The sequence below is a fragment of the Rhodococcus sp. ACPA4 genome, from assembly GCF_002300185.1.
Taxonomy (GTDB): domain Bacteria; phylum Actinomycetota; class Actinomycetes; order Mycobacteriales; family Mycobacteriaceae; genus Rhodococcus_F; species Rhodococcus_F globerula.
Genome location: NZ_NSDY01000002.1, coordinates 1,395,244 through 1,410,813, shown reverse-complemented (window position 1 = coordinate 1,410,813; position 15,570 = coordinate 1,395,244). Strand labels below are relative to the sequence as shown.

16 protein-coding genes and 1 riboswitch are annotated in these 15,570 nt (G+C 61.4%); of the genes, 11 read left to right on the top strand and 5 right to left on the bottom strand.

The features are described 5' to 3' along the window. Positions 1 to 127: 127 nt before the first annotated feature. Positions 128 to 493, top strand: coding sequence for a DUF488 domain-containing protein (locus CJ178_RS29720; protein WP_095888751.1), 366 nt, complete (start codon positions 128 to 130; stop codon positions 491 to 493). A gap of 7 nt (positions 494 to 500) precedes the next feature. Here the strand turns inward: CJ178_RS29720 and CJ178_RS29715 are convergent, their stop codons facing one another. Then, positions 501 to 2,039 carry an AMP-binding protein gene (locus CJ178_RS29715; RefSeq protein WP_095888750.1) on the bottom strand — a complete coding sequence of 513 codons (1,539 nt, stop codon included), beginning with the start codon at positions 2,037 to 2,039 and terminating at the stop codon, positions 501 to 503. Positions 2,040 to 2,201: 162 nt separating this feature from the next. Between CJ178_RS29715 and CJ178_RS29710 the strand changes: the two genes are divergently transcribed. Further along, a complete protein-coding gene (locus tag CJ178_RS29710; RefSeq protein ID WP_095888614.1) occupies positions 2,202 to 3,020 on the top strand; it encodes a maleylpyruvate isomerase family mycothiol-dependent enzyme in 819 nt (272 codons plus the stop codon). Between the two features lie 13 nt (positions 3,021 to 3,033). Then, positions 3,034 to 3,675 (top strand): Type 1 glutamine amidotransferase-like domain-containing protein, encoded by a 642-nt coding sequence (locus CJ178_RS29705; RefSeq protein WP_095888613.1) that lies wholly within the window; start codon positions 3,034 to 3,036, stop codon positions 3,673 to 3,675. A gap of 23 nt (positions 3,676 to 3,698) precedes the next feature. Here the strand turns inward: CJ178_RS29705 and CJ178_RS29700 are convergent, their stop codons facing one another. Further along, entirely contained in the window at positions 3,699 to 4,028 is a 330-nt protein-coding gene (locus tag CJ178_RS29700; protein WP_033236037.1) for a hypothetical protein, read from the bottom strand. A 559-nt stretch (positions 4,029 to 4,587) separates the two neighbouring features. Here CJ178_RS29700 and CJ178_RS29695 point away from each other — a divergent pair. Both CJ178_RS29695 and CJ178_RS29690 read left to right on the top strand, forming a co-directional pair. After that, positions 4,588 to 4,863 (top strand): GNAT family N-acetyltransferase, encoded by a 276-nt coding sequence (locus CJ178_RS29695; RefSeq protein ID WP_095888612.1) that lies wholly within the window; start codon positions 4,588 to 4,590, stop codon positions 4,861 to 4,863. A gap of 134 nt (positions 4,864 to 4,997) precedes the next feature. Further along, on the top strand, positions 4,998 to 6,245 hold the full coding sequence (locus CJ178_RS29690; protein WP_233364420.1) for an MFS transporter: 1,248 nt from the start codon (positions 4,998 to 5,000) through the stop codon (positions 6,243 to 6,245). Between the two features lie 3 nt (positions 6,246 to 6,248). Here the strand turns inward: CJ178_RS29690 and CJ178_RS29685 are convergent, their stop codons facing one another. Further along, a complete protein-coding gene (locus tag CJ178_RS29685; protein WP_095888611.1) occupies positions 6,249 to 7,817 on the bottom strand; it encodes a carboxylesterase/lipase family protein in 1,569 nt (522 codons plus the stop codon). Between the two features lie 105 nt (positions 7,818 to 7,922). Next, positions 7,923 to 8,018: riboswitch (TPP riboswitch) on the top strand. On the opposite strand from CJ178_RS29685, the gene CJ178_RS29680 reads away from it, so the two are divergent. From CJ178_RS29680 to CJ178_RS29660, 5 genes are all read left to right on the top strand, one after another. Then, positions 8,006 to 8,764 (top strand): TenA family protein, encoded by a 759-nt coding sequence (locus CJ178_RS29680; protein ID WP_095888610.1) that lies wholly within the window; start codon positions 8,006 to 8,008, stop codon positions 8,762 to 8,764. It overlaps the preceding riboswitch by 13 nt. Beyond that, on the top strand, positions 8,761 to 9,780 hold the full coding sequence (locus CJ178_RS29675) for an ABC transporter substrate-binding protein (RefSeq protein ID WP_045071414.1): 1,020 nt from the start codon (positions 8,761 to 8,763) through the stop codon (positions 9,778 to 9,780). Before CJ178_RS29680 ends, CJ178_RS29675 begins: the two co-directional genes overlap by 4 nt. Further along, complete coding sequence (locus tag CJ178_RS29670) at positions 9,758 to 10,561, top strand: ABC transporter permease (protein ID WP_045071416.1); 804 nt, start codon at positions 9,758 to 9,760, stop codon at positions 10,559 to 10,561. Before CJ178_RS29675 ends, CJ178_RS29670 begins: the two co-directional genes overlap by 23 nt. Continuing rightward, positions 10,558 to 11,361 carry an ABC transporter ATP-binding protein gene (locus CJ178_RS29665; RefSeq protein ID WP_095888609.1) on the top strand — a complete coding sequence of 268 codons (804 nt, stop codon included), beginning with the start codon at positions 10,558 to 10,560 and terminating at the stop codon, positions 11,359 to 11,361. Before CJ178_RS29670 ends, CJ178_RS29665 begins: the two co-directional genes overlap by 4 nt. 226 nt (positions 11,362 to 11,587) lie before the next feature. Then, the gene (locus CJ178_RS29660; RefSeq protein WP_045071421.1) at positions 11,588 to 12,196 is read left to right on the top strand and encodes a LysM peptidoglycan-binding domain-containing protein; all 609 of its coding nucleotides are present in this window, start codon (positions 11,588 to 11,590) and stop codon (positions 12,194 to 12,196) included. Between the two features lie 351 nt (positions 12,197 to 12,547). On the opposite strand, the gene CJ178_RS32945 is transcribed toward CJ178_RS29660, so the two are convergent. After that, on the bottom strand, positions 12,548 to 12,826 hold the full coding sequence (locus tag CJ178_RS32945; protein ID WP_179300865.1) for a hypothetical protein: 279 nt from the start codon (positions 12,824 to 12,826) through the stop codon (positions 12,548 to 12,550). Between the two features lie 147 nt (positions 12,827 to 12,973). Here CJ178_RS32945 and CJ178_RS29650 point away from each other — a divergent pair, with 147 nt between their 5' ends. Then, positions 12,974 to 14,320, top strand: coding sequence for a T3SS (YopN, CesT) and YbjN peptide-binding chaperone 1 (locus CJ178_RS29650; protein WP_095888607.1), 1,347 nt, complete (start codon positions 12,974 to 12,976; stop codon positions 14,318 to 14,320). 10 nt (positions 14,321 to 14,330) lie between these two features. Here the strand turns inward: CJ178_RS29650 and CJ178_RS29645 are convergent, their stop codons facing one another. After that, positions 14,331 to 15,449, bottom strand: a complete 1,119-nt coding sequence (locus CJ178_RS29645) for a methyltransferase (RefSeq protein ID WP_095888606.1) — start codon at positions 15,447 to 15,449, stop codon at positions 14,331 to 14,333. Between the last annotated feature and the right edge of the window lie 121 nt (positions 15,450 to 15,570).

Below are 15,570 nucleotides of genomic sequence, written 5' to 3'. Positions count from 1 at the left end.
CTTCATCTGAATCGAGTCCGAACAGTATCTTTACCTAGATACAAGTCATTATAATGTGAGCCCCATCACATCGAGGTGTCGACCTATTCCACGATGTGAACCACAATCGATGCATGAGGTGTCGATCGTGAAGCGTCGAAAAATTGTCGTAGAACGGGTCTACGAAATGTCCGACGCCGAAAAGTCAGTGCGACTGTTAGTGGATCGACTCTGGCCGCGCGGGATACGACGCGACGAGTTGCCGTTCGACGACTGGGCCAAGGAATTGGCGCCCTCTACCGAACTACGAAAGTGGTACGGCCACGACGCGACTCGCTTCGACACGTTTTCCGCGAAATATCTCGCAGAACTCGACGCACGTCCCGTCCGCGAGTACCTGGAGCGCGTCACACCCACAGCGGACACGCGCCCCATCGTGCTGCTCACGGCGAGCAAGGACCTCGCCCACAGCCACGCGTCGGTACTGGCCGACTATCTCCGCACAATCGTGTAACGATTGGTCAACTGTTCACATAGTGGGATCGCAGCTTGTGCTTGACAAGTTTTCCCGTGGCAGTTCGAGGCAATTCGTCGGCGAAGTCGATGGAACGCGGCGCCTTGAAATGCGAAACGCGATCGCGCACGTACTTCAGCAATTCTTCGGCGACATCTGCCGAAGGTTCAATTCCGTCTACTAACTGGACGACAGCCTTGACTTGTTCGCCCATCTCCTCGTCGGGAACTCCGATTACCGCGACGTCGAAAACCTTCGGATGGAGAGTCAGAACATTCTCCGACTCCTGCGGATAGATATTGACGCCACCCGAAATAATGGTGAATGCCGCCCGGTCGGTCAGATAGAGGAACCTCTCGTCGTCGATGTACCCGATGTCGCCGCTCGTGGTCCAGTTCGGATGATCGGGGTGCTGCGCGGACGCAGTTTTCTCCGGATCGTTGTGATAGCGGAACGGCAGCTTCTCACGTTCCCAGAAGACTGTGCCGATCTCACCGACGGGAAGGTCCGCGCCGGAATCGTCGCAGATATGGACAATTCCCATTACTCCGTCGCGACCGACCGAACCTGGGTGCGACAGCGACTGCTCACTGTTGATGAATGTCGCGCCCGCGCCTTCCGTCGACGCGTAGTACTCGTTGATCACCGGACCCCACCAGTCGATCATCGACGCCTTGACCTCCGGCGGGCACGGCGCCGCGGCATGAATGGCCACCTTCATACTCGACACGTCGTATCCGAGTCGTGTCTCCTCGGGAAGTTTGAGCATCCGCACAAACATCGTCGGCACCCACTGACTGTGCGTGACGCCGTACTCGCCGATCAGAGACAGCGCCGTCTCGGCGTCGAAGCTGTCCATCAAGATCACAGTGCCGCCCACCGAGTTGATGACTCCGCAGAACCGCAGCGGCGCAGCATGATAGATCGGCGCCGGGCACAAATAGACTGTGCTGGAATCGAATCCGTACATCGGTGCGAACACCGCGGTGAACGGATCCATCGTTACGTCGACCTCGCCTTCCGGGAGGTCTCCCTTGATCCCTTTGGGGCGACCGGTTGTTCCCGAGGAATACAGCATGTCGGTGCCGCGGGGTTGCGAATCCAAAGGCTCCGTCGATTGCGCCAAAACAGCCGCGTCGTAGTCCTCGAATCCTGCCAGCTCACCCCCGTACGCCAATCTGTGGAGAACTCGCGGCGTCAGCGCCGGATCTGTCGGAACAGCGTGTGCTGCTCCAGCGGACGCGATCAGTACTTTCGCCTCGCAATTGTCGACGATGTACGCCGACTCCTGCGCCGTCAGATGACAGTTGACTGCGGTGATGTAGAAGCCGGACCGCAGTGCGGCCCAATACACTTCGAACGCACGCAGGTCGTTGTTCGATATGAGTGCAACGTGATCGCCAGGCTTCATTCCCAGCCCGCGCAGATGCCGGGCCAGTGCGATCGATCGCTCGTCGAGTTCCCGATACGTGATCGACTCACCGGTCGACGGACGGATGATCGCCGGCTTGTCCGGTGTGGAAGCAACAAAATTTCCAGGAAACACGCGCACTCCTCAATCAGCTTCTCGTCCGTCCACCCCGGTCTATCACAAGGCGGCGCGGTCCGATTCGATTTCGGCAGAACGGCACCGTTGGATCGGCGGCCGAACTTTCTGGCCCTACAGTGAGAAGTCAGTGAACCATCGAAATCTACGGAGAAAAGTCTTATGAGCGACTGGCCCCAGGAATCCGTCACCGGTTTGTTGATCGAGCAATGGCAGGTCATCGACTCGCTTCTCTCCGCCCTCGACGGTGACGGCTGGTTCTCCCCCACCAATCTGCCGGGGTGGACGGTGCACGACATCACCGCGCACCTGATCGGAACCGAATCGCTTCTCTCGGGAATCGAACCGCCGACCACAGACGTCAACGTTCACGCCCTCCCCCACGTTCACAACGAGATCGGCGCATTCAACGAGCGCTGGGTGGAGGGACTTCGACGAGTCCCGTCACCGCAACTACTCGAGCAGTACCGCGAGATCACGTCTGCTCGCACCGCTACCCTTCGCACTTTGAGCGAATCCGATTGGAATGCAGAGTCTTCCACTCCCGTCGGCCCGGCGCCGTACGGCCGCTTCATGCGAATCCGATTGTTCGACTGCTGGCTCCACGAGCTCGACATCCGCGACGCCGTCAGCGCTCCCGGAGACGAGGGCGGTCCGCGCGCGGAAATGGCGTTCAAGGAAATCTCGAGTTCCCTCGGATTTGTTGTCGGCAAACGGGGCAAGGCACCGGACGGCTCTCGCATCACCTTCGATCTCGGCGGCCCGCTGGCCCGCGAACTACACATCGCCGTCGACGGTCGCGCCGCTCTGGTTCCCACGCTCGATGGGCCGCCCACCGTGACCGTGCGGATGAGTTCCGCGCTCTTCACGAGACTTGCCTGCGGACGGGTCCGCGCGGCTGATCATCTTGACGAGGTCACGATCGTAGGCGATCACGCGCTCGGCAAACGCATCCTCGACAACCTTGCGTTCACGATCTGAACCACGCCGTCCGATGAAGTTGTTCCTGGCGTCGTACCGGTTCGGCGACCACCACACACGCTTCGCGGAACTGGTCGGCCCTGGCGCTCGGATCGCCGTCATCGCGGCGGCCGCCGACGCGTGGCCGGCCGCCGCCCGAGCGTCCGCGGTCACCAGCGAACTGACGCCACTACGCCGAGCGGGATACGACGCCGAGGAACTCGACATCCGCGACTACGCTCACTCACCCGACGCACTGGAGCGCGCACTGCGGACGTTCGACTGCGTCTGGGTCCGCGGCGGAAATACCTTTGTCCTGCGGGCGCAGTTAGCGCGGACGGGAGCGGACGACGTCCTCGAACGCCTTGTCCGTAATGGAGATCTTGCCTACGCGGGATACAGCGCCGGCGCTGCTGTGGCCACACCGACCTTGACCGGGTTGGACGTCACCGATGATCCGTCCGATGTACTGGCCACGTGCGGAATCGAGCCGGTGTGGACCGGGCTCGGACTCGTCGATTTCGCGATTGTTCCGCACGGCGGTGGTTCTGTACTCGAGGATCCTGCGGCCACGGCACGAACAATCGTCATACTTACAAAAGAACGGATTCCGTTTAGGGTGCTGAGCGATCAGCAGGTTGTGGTTGTCGACGGCGGCGAGGCAGACGTCATCTGACGACCTCAGTCGTCAGTTGCCCTTCAACCGTGCTCGGCGACGGGCGCCGGGTGAACGCTATGTGACTGGCGATCGAGTCGCGCCCACGCGATTTCCCACCGCTTGACCGACACTTCGTCCGCATCTTCGAGGAGCGCGTCGAGAAGGAGTCGTGGGTTCTTGTGCCACGCGAGTTCTGCCGCGCGAACCTCGGCCGCGGAAAAGAGTCCGGATGCCGCAAGGTCGCGGATCCAGTCATCGATCTCGCCGCGGTGAATGCGTGCAATCGTCTCGTATCCGATGTGCTCATCGAGGAAGTCGTACGAAAATATTGCAGCCAGGTAACTGTTCGACTCACGCTGTCCGAAAATCATGTGCGTTCCTTCCTCGAAGTGTTCGACGACGATGTGACGACTGCCCGTTGCCTGGATACACCCGAGACCTTTTTTCCGGTGACCCTGTAACGCTTCGTTTATCCCCGACGATGCACACGCTAACCCCCCAAGGCTTCGTTTGGGTTGCGCTCTGGAAAACGTTGCCGTGTCAGTGCCTATTCGAGACCTAAGGCCATCGCCTTCACGACATTGGTCCATATCTGGAGCCAGTCGGCCTGACCTGCGATTTGCCCGTTTTTTCGGCCTCCATGAGAGCAACACGCCCGGTTGCGAAAAAATCTTTTTCAACTATCTCATCAGGTGGGATCGTTACGGTAGCAAATCATGTGTATCGCCGTTTTCCCATGCATCTTCACACCAAGAATCCCTAGTACACAGCCTATTTCTGACGACACAACGCCCTACACGATCAGCTTTGAACGGCTGTCCAATTGGGCGAGCAGCAATCGAAGAGCGCTGACTCGAAGCGCCTCCCGCGCCGTCCACAGACCCGGGTACCGTCGAGGAGACATCCCTCACCGATACGGAGCCACCAACAATGACCGACAAGATCGTGCACAACGTCGACGAGAGCCGCTTCGATATTTATTCGGACGACGAACTCGCAGGTTTTGCGGAGTATTCCGAATCGAATGGTGTGCGCGATTTCCACCACACCGTCACCTACCCGCAGTTCCGTGGCCGTGGGCTCGCTGCCGTCGTCGTGCGGCAAGCCCTCACACAAACGCAGTCGGACGGCAAGAAGATCGTCCCGTCCTGCTCGTACGTCGAAAAGTTCGTCGCGCAGAATCCGGAGTTTCAGATCCTCCTGTAACTCGCTTGTTGCCTCGGGGATAACTGACCCCGAGGCCGAGCGAGCCGTCAAAAATCAGTCGCGGACATGACGCGCGTCGGGCAGTGTTGGTGGAAACAGCACTTTTGCTGCCCCGCTGCCCGGAAGGAATGTCCGTGACTGTCACGCCCCGACTCGGACGCGCGGGCACGTCCGAACAGATCCACTACCTTCCGTTGGTTCTGATCAACCTCGCGACGCTGTTCTCCGCAATCGGAAACGGCATCTCCATGGTGGTCATCCCCTGGCTCGTTCTCGAGCGCACCGGGCGCGCCACCGACGCGGCAATTGTTGCCGGTGCCGCCGCCGTGCCACTACTGATCGCAAGTTTGTTCTCCGGCACTCTCGTCGATCGATTCGGTCGTCGGCGCACCTCGCTGGTGTCCGACGCGTTGTCCGCTGTGTCGGCTTCGGCCATTCCCATCTTCGCGGTCACCTCAGGTCTGAGCATTCCGGTGATCGCCGCTCTCGCTGCGCTCGGTGCAACATTCGATCCGGCCGGCATGGCAGCGCGAGAATCGATGCTGCCGGCGGCGACGCGCGCCGCGGGGTGGAAGCTCGATCGGACCAACAGCCTGTACGAGGCGAACTACAACGTCGCGTATCTGATCGGTCCCGGAGTCGGCGGCGTCCTGATCGCCACGATCGGCGCGGTCAGCACCCTCTGGGTGACTGCGGCGGGGTTCGTGCTTTCGATCATCGTCGTTGCCTTCATCCGTCTGGCCGACGCCGGAACACCAGACCCCGGCCTACGTCCGGCGTCCATCTGGCACGGCACACTCGAGGGCTTGAAGTTCGTGTGGAACAACAAGCTTCTCCGAACTCTGGCACTGGTCGACATGGCCGTCGTGGCTTTGTACATGCCGGTGGAGAGTGTTGTTTTCCCCGTGTACTTCACCGAGCTCGATCAACCCGCACAGCTCGGGTCGGTGTTGATGGCGTTGGCGATCGGTGGAATCGTGGGCGCCTTGGCGTACGCGCCGCTTGCTCCCCTGATGTCTCGGCGACTGATCATGATCTGTGCAGTCGGCGTGCTCGGCGTTGCCATGCTCGCGATGGCCCTGCTCCCGCCGTTGTGGGTGATTCTGGTCCTGGCGGGCCTGCAAGGTCTTGTGTACGGCCCGGTGGGGCCGATAGCCAACTACGCCATGCAGACTCGCAGCCCCGAGCACATGCGAGGCCGGGTTGTCGGTGTGATGACGTCGACGGCCTACGCCGCCGGTCCACTCGGATACCTCGTTGTCGGCCCACTTCTCGATCAGCTCGGTATTGCATCAACCTTTGTGGCACTGTCGATTCCGATCGTTGTCATCGCGATCGTGTGCGCGGCGCTTCCGGTGCTGCGCGAACTCGATCACCCCTGACCGCTATTTGAATCCCATCACCTCGGTCCCCCAGGCGATGCGCAGCACCTCGTCAGCGTCGTGGACCAACGAGTCCGGCGAATCGATCAGTAGCGTGGATCGAGCCTCTTCGTCATACGGCGGCCAGTGTTTGGACCCGTCGAGCGCGGCCGGCACTCCATGCCGGGCAAATGCCAGCCACCGTCGTTGCATCCGACCGGCCACCTCCATTGCAGCCTTGCGTCCACCCAACCAGAATGTCGGATCGACGTCCAGGGTTCCGAAATTGCCGAATACATACGGCAATTCGGTTGCGTGCCCGGCTCCGATGCGCGCGGCCTTGAGCATGGGCGTGGCGTGGTCGAATCGATAGAGCCACGTCGGCGAGTGCCGTGCATGCGCGTCGGCAATCCATAGTGTCGGCATCCGAAACGCCGCGTCACGCGAGAGCGCCAAGGCGCCGCTGGGTTTGGCGTGATCAGGATAGGCGGACATGATCTCGGCCAGCCGCGTCGGCGAAATGTCCGGGTGGTCGTCGGCCAGCGCCTGCAGCATCGCCTCCACCGACTGCGCACTCACCGGCATCAACGGCGATTTCATGAATTTGAAGATCGACGCCTCGTCCTTGTTCGATCCGATGATCAGTGGGATTCTGTGGGCGTACCCCTTCTGGAAAGCTGCAACGGGGTAGTGCGGCACCAGATCTCGATCCACCACTGGGGCCATGGCGAGGGTTCCTGGAATGCGGGTCGGGATTTCGTTGACCAGTTCGTCACCGGCCTTGATGATCAGTTCGAGATCGGCGTCGATCAGATCGCCGGCATCGCCTGGGGCAATCGAGATCAGTTCGAGGAAGCGGATGGCCACCGCGCGGGCGCGTTCGCGGCCGTATACCGATGTGGCCGGTGGACTTTGAGCGATCGCGCGATGAAAGAGGCCTTCGGCTGTTGGGCACGTCATCAACGTCGTGATGGAACCGGCACCCGACGACTCCCCGAATACCGTCACCTCGCCCGGGTCACCGCCAAACGCAGCAATGTTGTCGCGCACCCACTCGAGCGCTGCAATCTGGTCGCGCAAGCCACAATTCGACTCGAACACCACGTCCGGTGTCGAGAAGGAAGACAAGTCAAGGAACCCCATCGCGCCGACGCGGTAGTTGAACGAGACGAGAACAACGTCACCGGTCTCCGCCAGGTGCCGACCGTCGTAGATGCTTTGGGCTGCCGAACCCAGACAATAGGCACCGCCGTGAATCCACACCATGACCGGCCGCGGCGTGCCGTCTGGTCGTGGCGCCCACACATTGACGGACAGACAATCCTCGTCGACCACAAACGCCCGATCTATCGGCACCGCCGGGCTTTGCCCCTGCGGTGCGATGGGACCGAAGGCGCGGCCATCCCGCACGCCATCCCATGGTTCGGCCGGTAGTGGCGCTCGGAACCTTCGCTCCCCGGTCGGGGCGGCCGCGTACGGGATACCCTTCCAGGCGAAAACCGAACCATCGGCATATCCCCGGACGTCACCGGCTGGGGTGTGGACGACAAGGGTGCTCTCGCCTGTGTCTCCCGGTCGAATTTCGGTGTCCATGCCTGAATCTCCTCACGACCTCGACTTTGAGAGAATCTGTCCCAAACCTACCAATTTCCGAGAGGTGGGGACGAGCAACGGAAAGCGGCGGTGTTAAGGTCGCCTTGTTCTGACACGGGGTGCTCCGCATGGGCGGGGCTGAGATCAAACCCGGGAACCTGATCAGGTAATGCTGACGAAGGGATGTCATGGCTACCACACAGCCTGCATACAGTTCTGCCGAAAATACGTCCGTCTCGAACACGGCGCTCATCGAATCGACTTCGGACCGATTCACCGACCGCCTCTGGGACGAGACCAAAGTGCTGCGTGAGTCCATCGACTCACTCGAATTCCTGCGCCGACTCGGCGACGGCACCTTGCCGCTCGACGCGTTCCGCACCTACATCGAGCAAGACAAGCTCTATCTCGAGGGGTACTCCCAAGCGCTGTCTCTTGTTGCCGCTCACGCCCCGAACCCGCAGGCAGCGGGATTCTGGTCCAACTCCGCATCCACGGCAGCCACGGTCGAGTCGTCACTGCATGACGGCCTTCTCACCGGCGGGATTCTGCCGGCCGAGACCAGTCGGCTCGAGCATTCACAAGCCTGCTTGGGATACGTGTCCTATCTGATCGCGACTGCCGCCACCGCGCCGTACGCCGTCTCGGCCGCTGCAGTACTCCCCTGCTTCTGGATTTACGCCGAGGTCGGGCGCGACCTCGCCGCGTCAGCGCGGGAAGTTCTGGACGCAGATCCGACGCATCCCTACGCGCAGTGGGTCAGCACCTACGACGCGCCGGAGTTCCACGAGTCCGTCGCGAAGGCACGGGAGCTCGTCGACGCAGCAGCCGACGCCGCTACCGAAGCAGATCGAGAAGCGATGAGCGAGGCGTTCCGAATCGCAAGTCGATTCGAGCTGATGTTCTGGGATTCGGCATTGCACCCGCAGCCTTGGCCCGCGTCATGATCTCGGTAAGGCGTGTTCTCGCCACGACCGCAGCTCTCGCAGCCACACTGACCATGATCAGTGGATGTTCCAGTGGCACAGAATCTTCGGATGCCATCCGGTTTGCACTCGACTGGACTCCCAACACCAACCACACCGGGCTCTACGTCGCGATGCAGGAGGGCTACTTCGACGACGCCGGACTGGACGTGTCGATCCTTCCCTACAACAACACCTCCCCCGACACCCTGGTGGATGCCGGCAACGCCGAGTTCGGGATCAGCACCCAGAGCCAGGCGACGTTCGCTCGCGCTGCGGGCGCGGACACGGTCTCCGTCATCGCGCCACTTCAGCACCGTGCCACGGGAATCGGCGTCAAAGCCGACCGATCGGACATCACCCGTCCGCGTGATCTCGACGGCAAGGTCTACGCCGGCTTCGGCGATCCCGGCGAGGTCGAAACGCTGCAACAGGTGATTCGCAATGACGGCGGGACCGGCGACTTCACGACCGTCACGTTGGGTACGTCGGCCTACGAAGCCGTGTATTCGGGGCAGGCTGATTTCACGGTGTCCTACTTTGCGTGGGAAGGTCTCGAAGCGGAGCGCAACGGAACCCCGATGCGCTACTTCCAGTACACCGATTACGGATTTCCCGACGCGTATTCCATTGTGATCAACGGTAATCAGCAGTGGATGAAGGATCACCCCGAGGAAGCTGCCAAGTTCGTCAAGGCCGTGCAGCGCGGATATCAGACCGCCGCCGAGGATCCCGATCGCGCTGCACAGGATCTCATCGATGCCAATCCCGGCGCCTTCACCGACGAGGACCTCGTGCGGGACAGCCAACGGATGCTTGCCGCTGATTACATGTTGGACGCAAACGGCGTTGTCGGAACCCAGAATCTCGAAACATGGTCCGGCTATTCGGGTTTCCTCTTCGACAACGGCCTACTGGCAGGCCCGGACGGCAATACGCTGACTCAGAAACCGAATTGGTCGGAATACTTCACCAATGAGTACCTCGACGCGCCCTGAAGTGGCGACTCGATGGGGATCCGTCACACGGCGAGCGTTGCCTGCGCTCGCCGTGGTGATCCTGCTCGTTGCGGCCTGGCAGATCTACGTCGATGTCAGCGGTATCCGTCCCCAAGTTCTGCCGTCGCCAGGCCGAGTGCTCTCGCAGGGGTGGAACAACCGCGACGTGATCTCCGGCCATGCGTTGTCGACGCTTCAGGTGACGCTGATCGGATTCACCGTCTCTTTGGCACTCGCATGGATTCTTGCTGTGGTGGTGGACTTTTCACCATGGCTCTCGCGCGCGTTGGTTCCACTGTTTGTCGTCTCGCAGACGTTGCCGATCATCGCGATCGCCCCACTCATGATCATCTGGTTCGGATTCGGACTGTTGCCGAAGGTTCTGGTGATCGCGCTGGCAACGTTCTTCCCGATGACTATCGGTTTGATCGAGGGTTTTGCCGCGGCCGATCGTGAAGCCGGTGCCCTCCTGCGCAGCATGGGTGCCTCGCGCTGGCAAGAATTCCGGTACGTGCGACTCCCGTCGGCAATTCCACGGTTCTTCACGGCGCTGCGCATCGGTATCACCTACGCCGTCGTGGGGGCGGTGTTCTCCGAATACGTCGGCGCGACCTCCGGTTTGGGCATCTACATGAGCACCCAGAAGAATTCCTTCCGCACCGACCTGGTCCTTGCTGCGGTTCTGGTGACCGCTCTGATCAGTGTCACCTTGTACCTACTGACCTTTGCGGTGGAACGCGTCGTTGCGCCGTGGGCTCTGAGCGAAAGGACACCGCGATGAGCACCGAACGCATTGTCGACGTGGCCTCACTCAGCAAGGAATTCAGCACCCGGGCAGACACGCGACAGGTTCTCGACGACGTGTCGTTCTACGCTGCCCCAGGCGAATTCGTGTCGATCATCGGACCGAGTGGATGCGGCAAGAGCACCATCTTCAATGTCTTGGCCGGACTCGAAACACCCACGTCGGGAACCGTCTCCGTTGGTCTACCGGACTCGGGAAGCGGCATCCCGACTGCCTACATGCCTCAGAAGGATCTCCTGTTTCCGTGGCGTTCGGTTCTCGACAACACCGCACTGGGACTCGAAGTACAGGGTGTGCCGCGGAAAACCGCACGCAACAAGGCACGAGAACTGTTTGCCGCCTTCGGACTATCGGGTTTCGAGAATGCCACTCCGTCGCAGCTGTCGGGAGGCATGCGCCAGCGGGCTGCCCTGCTGCGCACCGTAGTTCAGGGCAAGCCCGTTCTGCTGCTCGATGAACCGTTCGGCGCCCTCGACTCGTTGACCCGAACCGAAATGCAGTCCTGGCTCCAGGATGTGTGGCAGCAGTATCGGTGGACAGTTCTGATGATCACCCACGACATTCGTGAGGCCATCTATCTGTCCGATCGCGTCGTCGTTCTCTCCGCAAGGCCCGCCACGGTCAAACGCGTCGTCGACGTGCCACTTCCGCGTCCCCGCGAACTGGACATGATCACCTCGCCAGAATTTGCCGCGGTCGAGCGCGAATTGCTCCGGGTGCTGCACAGCGAGACTTTGGCCGCGTTGTCCGATCAGTCCCCTCCTGGCGATTACTGAAGATAAGCTGAGAGTCACACGCAGTTCACCGAGAGTTCAGGCCAGACCGATTGATCGACGCCCAGGTCAACCCTCGGAAGAATCTCTCGGCGACCAAAACTGCTCACTACCAGAGAGATCGCGCTCGCCGAAATTCAAGTATGTGTGTCGGACGTTCCACAAAACTCTCCGGTAACGTAGTGTGGACCGCCTACGCAACCACTCACCGCAAGGTAACTGGCGAGTGATGCTTGCGTGGCAGGACCCCACCGCAACAGATTTGGAAAGGGACAGTGTGAGCACACTGCAGTCAGGCCAGAGTCTCGCTATCGGCCAGGAACTCAAGTCCGACAACGGTTCCTACGCCCTCACCCTGCAGGAAGACGGCAACCTGGTTCTCTCCGAGGACGGCCGCGCAGTCTGGGCAGCCGGCACAAACGGATCGGGCGCTAACCGCGCGGACGTGCAGGCCGACGGCAACTTCGTCCTCTACAAGGACGGGGACGCAGTCTGGGCATCGCAGACCTCCGGCAACGAAGGGGTCTCCCTCTCGGTGCAGGACGATCGCAACGTCGTTCTGTCCGCAGGCGACCGCATCCTGTGGTCCACTGACACCGCCGTCGCAGCTCCCGCACCTGAGCCCACCCCGGAGCCCGCCCCGGCAGCACCGGAGCCCGAACCGGCTCCCGCCGCTCCGGCAGCGCAGACCTACACGGTCGAGGGCGGCGACACCCTCTGGGCGATCGCCGAACGCTTCTACGGTGACGGCAACCAGTACCAGCGCATCGCCGATGCCAACGGTATTGCCAACCCGGATCTCATCAACGCCGGCCAGGTTCTGACCATCCCGGCATAGCCTGTTTCGCCGCGAGGCCCCGGGCGTTCAACGCCCGGGGTTTTGCACATGAAGCGGCCTTTGTGTTCTACAACACACTTATTCGCGTCCCACCCAATAGTTTTCGATGTGCCACTACTGTTCGATTTCGCCTACAGTGCTTTGCGTACTGCTCCCGGAGAACAGGTTGTGCATGAGAGACAGAACTGTCATGGTCGGCGCGCTCACAGTTGCCGGCATTTCTGTCGCTTCCGGCTTCCTCTTCGGTGGAGCAGCCGGAGCATTCGGCGGCGGCGGCCCGATCGTCACCCCGCCAGCGCTGGTTTCCACCGTCACCGTCGACTCACTTGCGGATATCGAACCTGCCTCGTTCTACACCTCGATAGTCGTACCTACCGTCGTGATTCCACCGACACCGACGTGGCAGGTCGCACCCGAGCTCACGGCCCCGCGCAACGTACCGCTGACATCCGTAGTGGCGTCGACGACAACGTCCACCACCGCTGTATCAAGCACCAGTTCCACCACTGCGGTGTCATCGACGCCTGCTTCGTCCACTCCTGCGTCAGCGACGCCGTCGAGAGCGCGCCCGTCCGGGACCGTGACTTCTACGACGGTCCCGACCAGCACGGGAATCCCGGTCGTCACCATTGATTCAGAGCGCCCGTCCAGCGGAGACTGAGACATTCACCGTGAACTATCACGGTGACCGGCGTTACATCCCCTACCTGCAAACAGCTGCTTTGTCGGCACCTCGCGTTACCGTATAGGTCTCAGCGTTGCGTTAGGAGGTGACTGATGGCCGTGCACGGATTCGACCTCGATATCAGTGTCGACCGAGCGTGGGCGGAATTTCAGGCACGCCTGGCCGACCACATCTCGATCATGGTGGACGGTGACGTCCTTGCTGTCGAGGCTGCAACCTCCGACATCGACACCGCTGAAGGCGGAGCGCCCTGCGTCCAGTTCCTGATCTGGGACACCGACATGGTGCGGTGTGAGGTTCCCTCCAACAATTTTCTGCACCCGCGGTTCGCCCTCGACGAGTCCGGCCTCGAGACTCTCGTCGCGCTCGGCTGGGCTCCCCCGTCGGACGGTCCCGATACCGACAACAGCTCCCCCGCCTTCTGCGTCGACAAGAGGCAGAACTGGTCGGACCAACTGGCTTCGATGACCGTTGCGGCATTTCGCACGGTTTTCGGCGTCCATCACCCTGCGTTTCTGTCCAGTGATCTCACCGGCAATCAGCTGACACCGGATTTCGATCCGTCGGTCACCACCGTCGACGAGTTACCGCTGCTCGATCCCGGTGCGGCGTACCTGCCCAACGACGTCGACCATCTCAAAGAACTTGTCACCCTTGCCCTGGTTCCCATGCTCGGCAGTCTCCCCGAACGCGACAGCGACGGAGACATCCCCATTCGCGTCGGCTCCACCGTCATGTTCGTCGGACCGCTCTCGGATTCGCTTGACGTTCAACTGTTCTCACCGCTGGTACAGGACATCAGCGATCGCACCCGTGCCAGCGAGGTCATCGCGGACCTCAACCGCAAATGGTCCCGGATCAAGTTTGTTCTGATCGACGACAGGTTGTCCGTCTTCCTCGAAGTCGCGGGCTCACCGTTTGTGCCCAAACATCTCACCGATACGTGCGCCTCGTTGACGTCGTTCCTTCGTACCGTCGACGACGAGTTCGCGTCGCGCTTGGGCGGCGATCTCTTCTTCGCGAACAAGGGCGGCGAGTCTGGCACACTTCAGCCTGAGCTCACCATGGAAGATCTGCCGCCGGAACTCGAGACGCTGCTTCATCTCGATCTCGATGTTGCCGATGACCTCGAGGCCGTCGCCGACGTGTGCGGACGCGACCGCGACCTGATTCTGCAGTTGCTGCACATCAGCAACGAGTGGCAGATCCAGTTGCGGAGCCAAGCCGTCGACGCACATAGCCGCGACGACGCTGAAGAAGCCGCCGGATTCAATGATCAGGTCAGTACGTGGGAACGCATGGTCGATCGCCTGCGCGGTGCACTTCGTCTGGTTGTGTTGCCCGATGCCAAGTCGGATCCGCCGGCAAAACCGCAGCCAGAACAAATGGGGTTATTTGCCGACCCCACTCAGGAAACGCTGTTCGACGACCCGTCCTGACGTCGAAAATTCAGCGCCGACGAAGCCGCCACAACGAGGTGGTTTCACGCGCACGCGCGGCATGCAGAGCGTCCGTTCGGTCACTCACCTTGGCGTGCGTCGGTTTGACGTCGATGCGATCGATCACCGTCAATCCACCTGCTGCGATCATCGCGTGCAGTTCGGTCCGCGTGCGCAGGCCAAGGTGTTCGGCGATATCGGAGAGAATCAGCCAGGCCTCGCCGCCCTCCGCGAGATGATCCCTCACTCCGGTCAGAAAGCCTTTCAACATCGCTCCGGCCGGGTCGTAAATCGCGTACTCGATCGGTGAGGTTGCCTTTGCCGGAATCCACGGCGGATTGCAGACTACTAGTGGCGCAACACCTTCCGGGAACAGATCCGCCTCGATCACTGTCACCTGATCGCTGTAACCCAACCTGTCGAGGTTGGACCGCGCGCACTGCAGGGCCCGGGGATCTTGATCCGTCGCCGTCACTTCTGTGACTCCACGCGCAGCGAGCACAGCGGCCAACACCCCCGTGCCGGTGCCGATGTCGAAAGCGCTTTCAGTCGACGGCAACGGCGCAGCGGCCACCAGGTCGATGTACTCACCGCGCACGGGCGAGAACACTCCGAATGCCGGATGGATCCGAGCGTCCAACGCGGGAATCAGAACGCCTTTGCGGTTCCACTCGTGCGCGCCGACTGCACCCAACAGATCACGCAGCGAACGAACCGACGGCTGATCCGTGACGCCGAATGCCTCGGTGAACGCGACGTGGGCGTCGGGCGCACGACGCAATGGGATCGAGAGATCCGCGTCGAGGGGAATCAGGAGCATGCCGAGAATCTGTGCGCGCCGGCCCTGTGTCTGGCGGTGAAGATGGAAGGCCTGTGCCGGATCATCCGAGTCTCTGCGCGGTTTGCGATCCATCCGGGCAGCCACAGCCTTGGACAGTTGACGCGCATTCTGGAAGTCACCGCGCCATAGAAGGGCTGTTCCCTCGCACGCCAATCGGTAGGCTTCGTCCGCCTTCATCGTGTCGTCTGCGACCAGTATCCGCTTGGGGGCCGGTGCCCCGCTCGTGGACCCCCAGAGCGCACGGCGCTCAGTATCGTTCTCGGTCCACACAACGTACTGTTCGGTCATCAAAGGCCCTTCCGGCGTCGGACATGGAGCGGATAGGGCGTTCGACGCACTGCGGCCGGTCCCGGCTCGCGTGTTCCAGTTCTGCACATCTGCTTGTCTGGTTCCACACTAGCCGGGACCG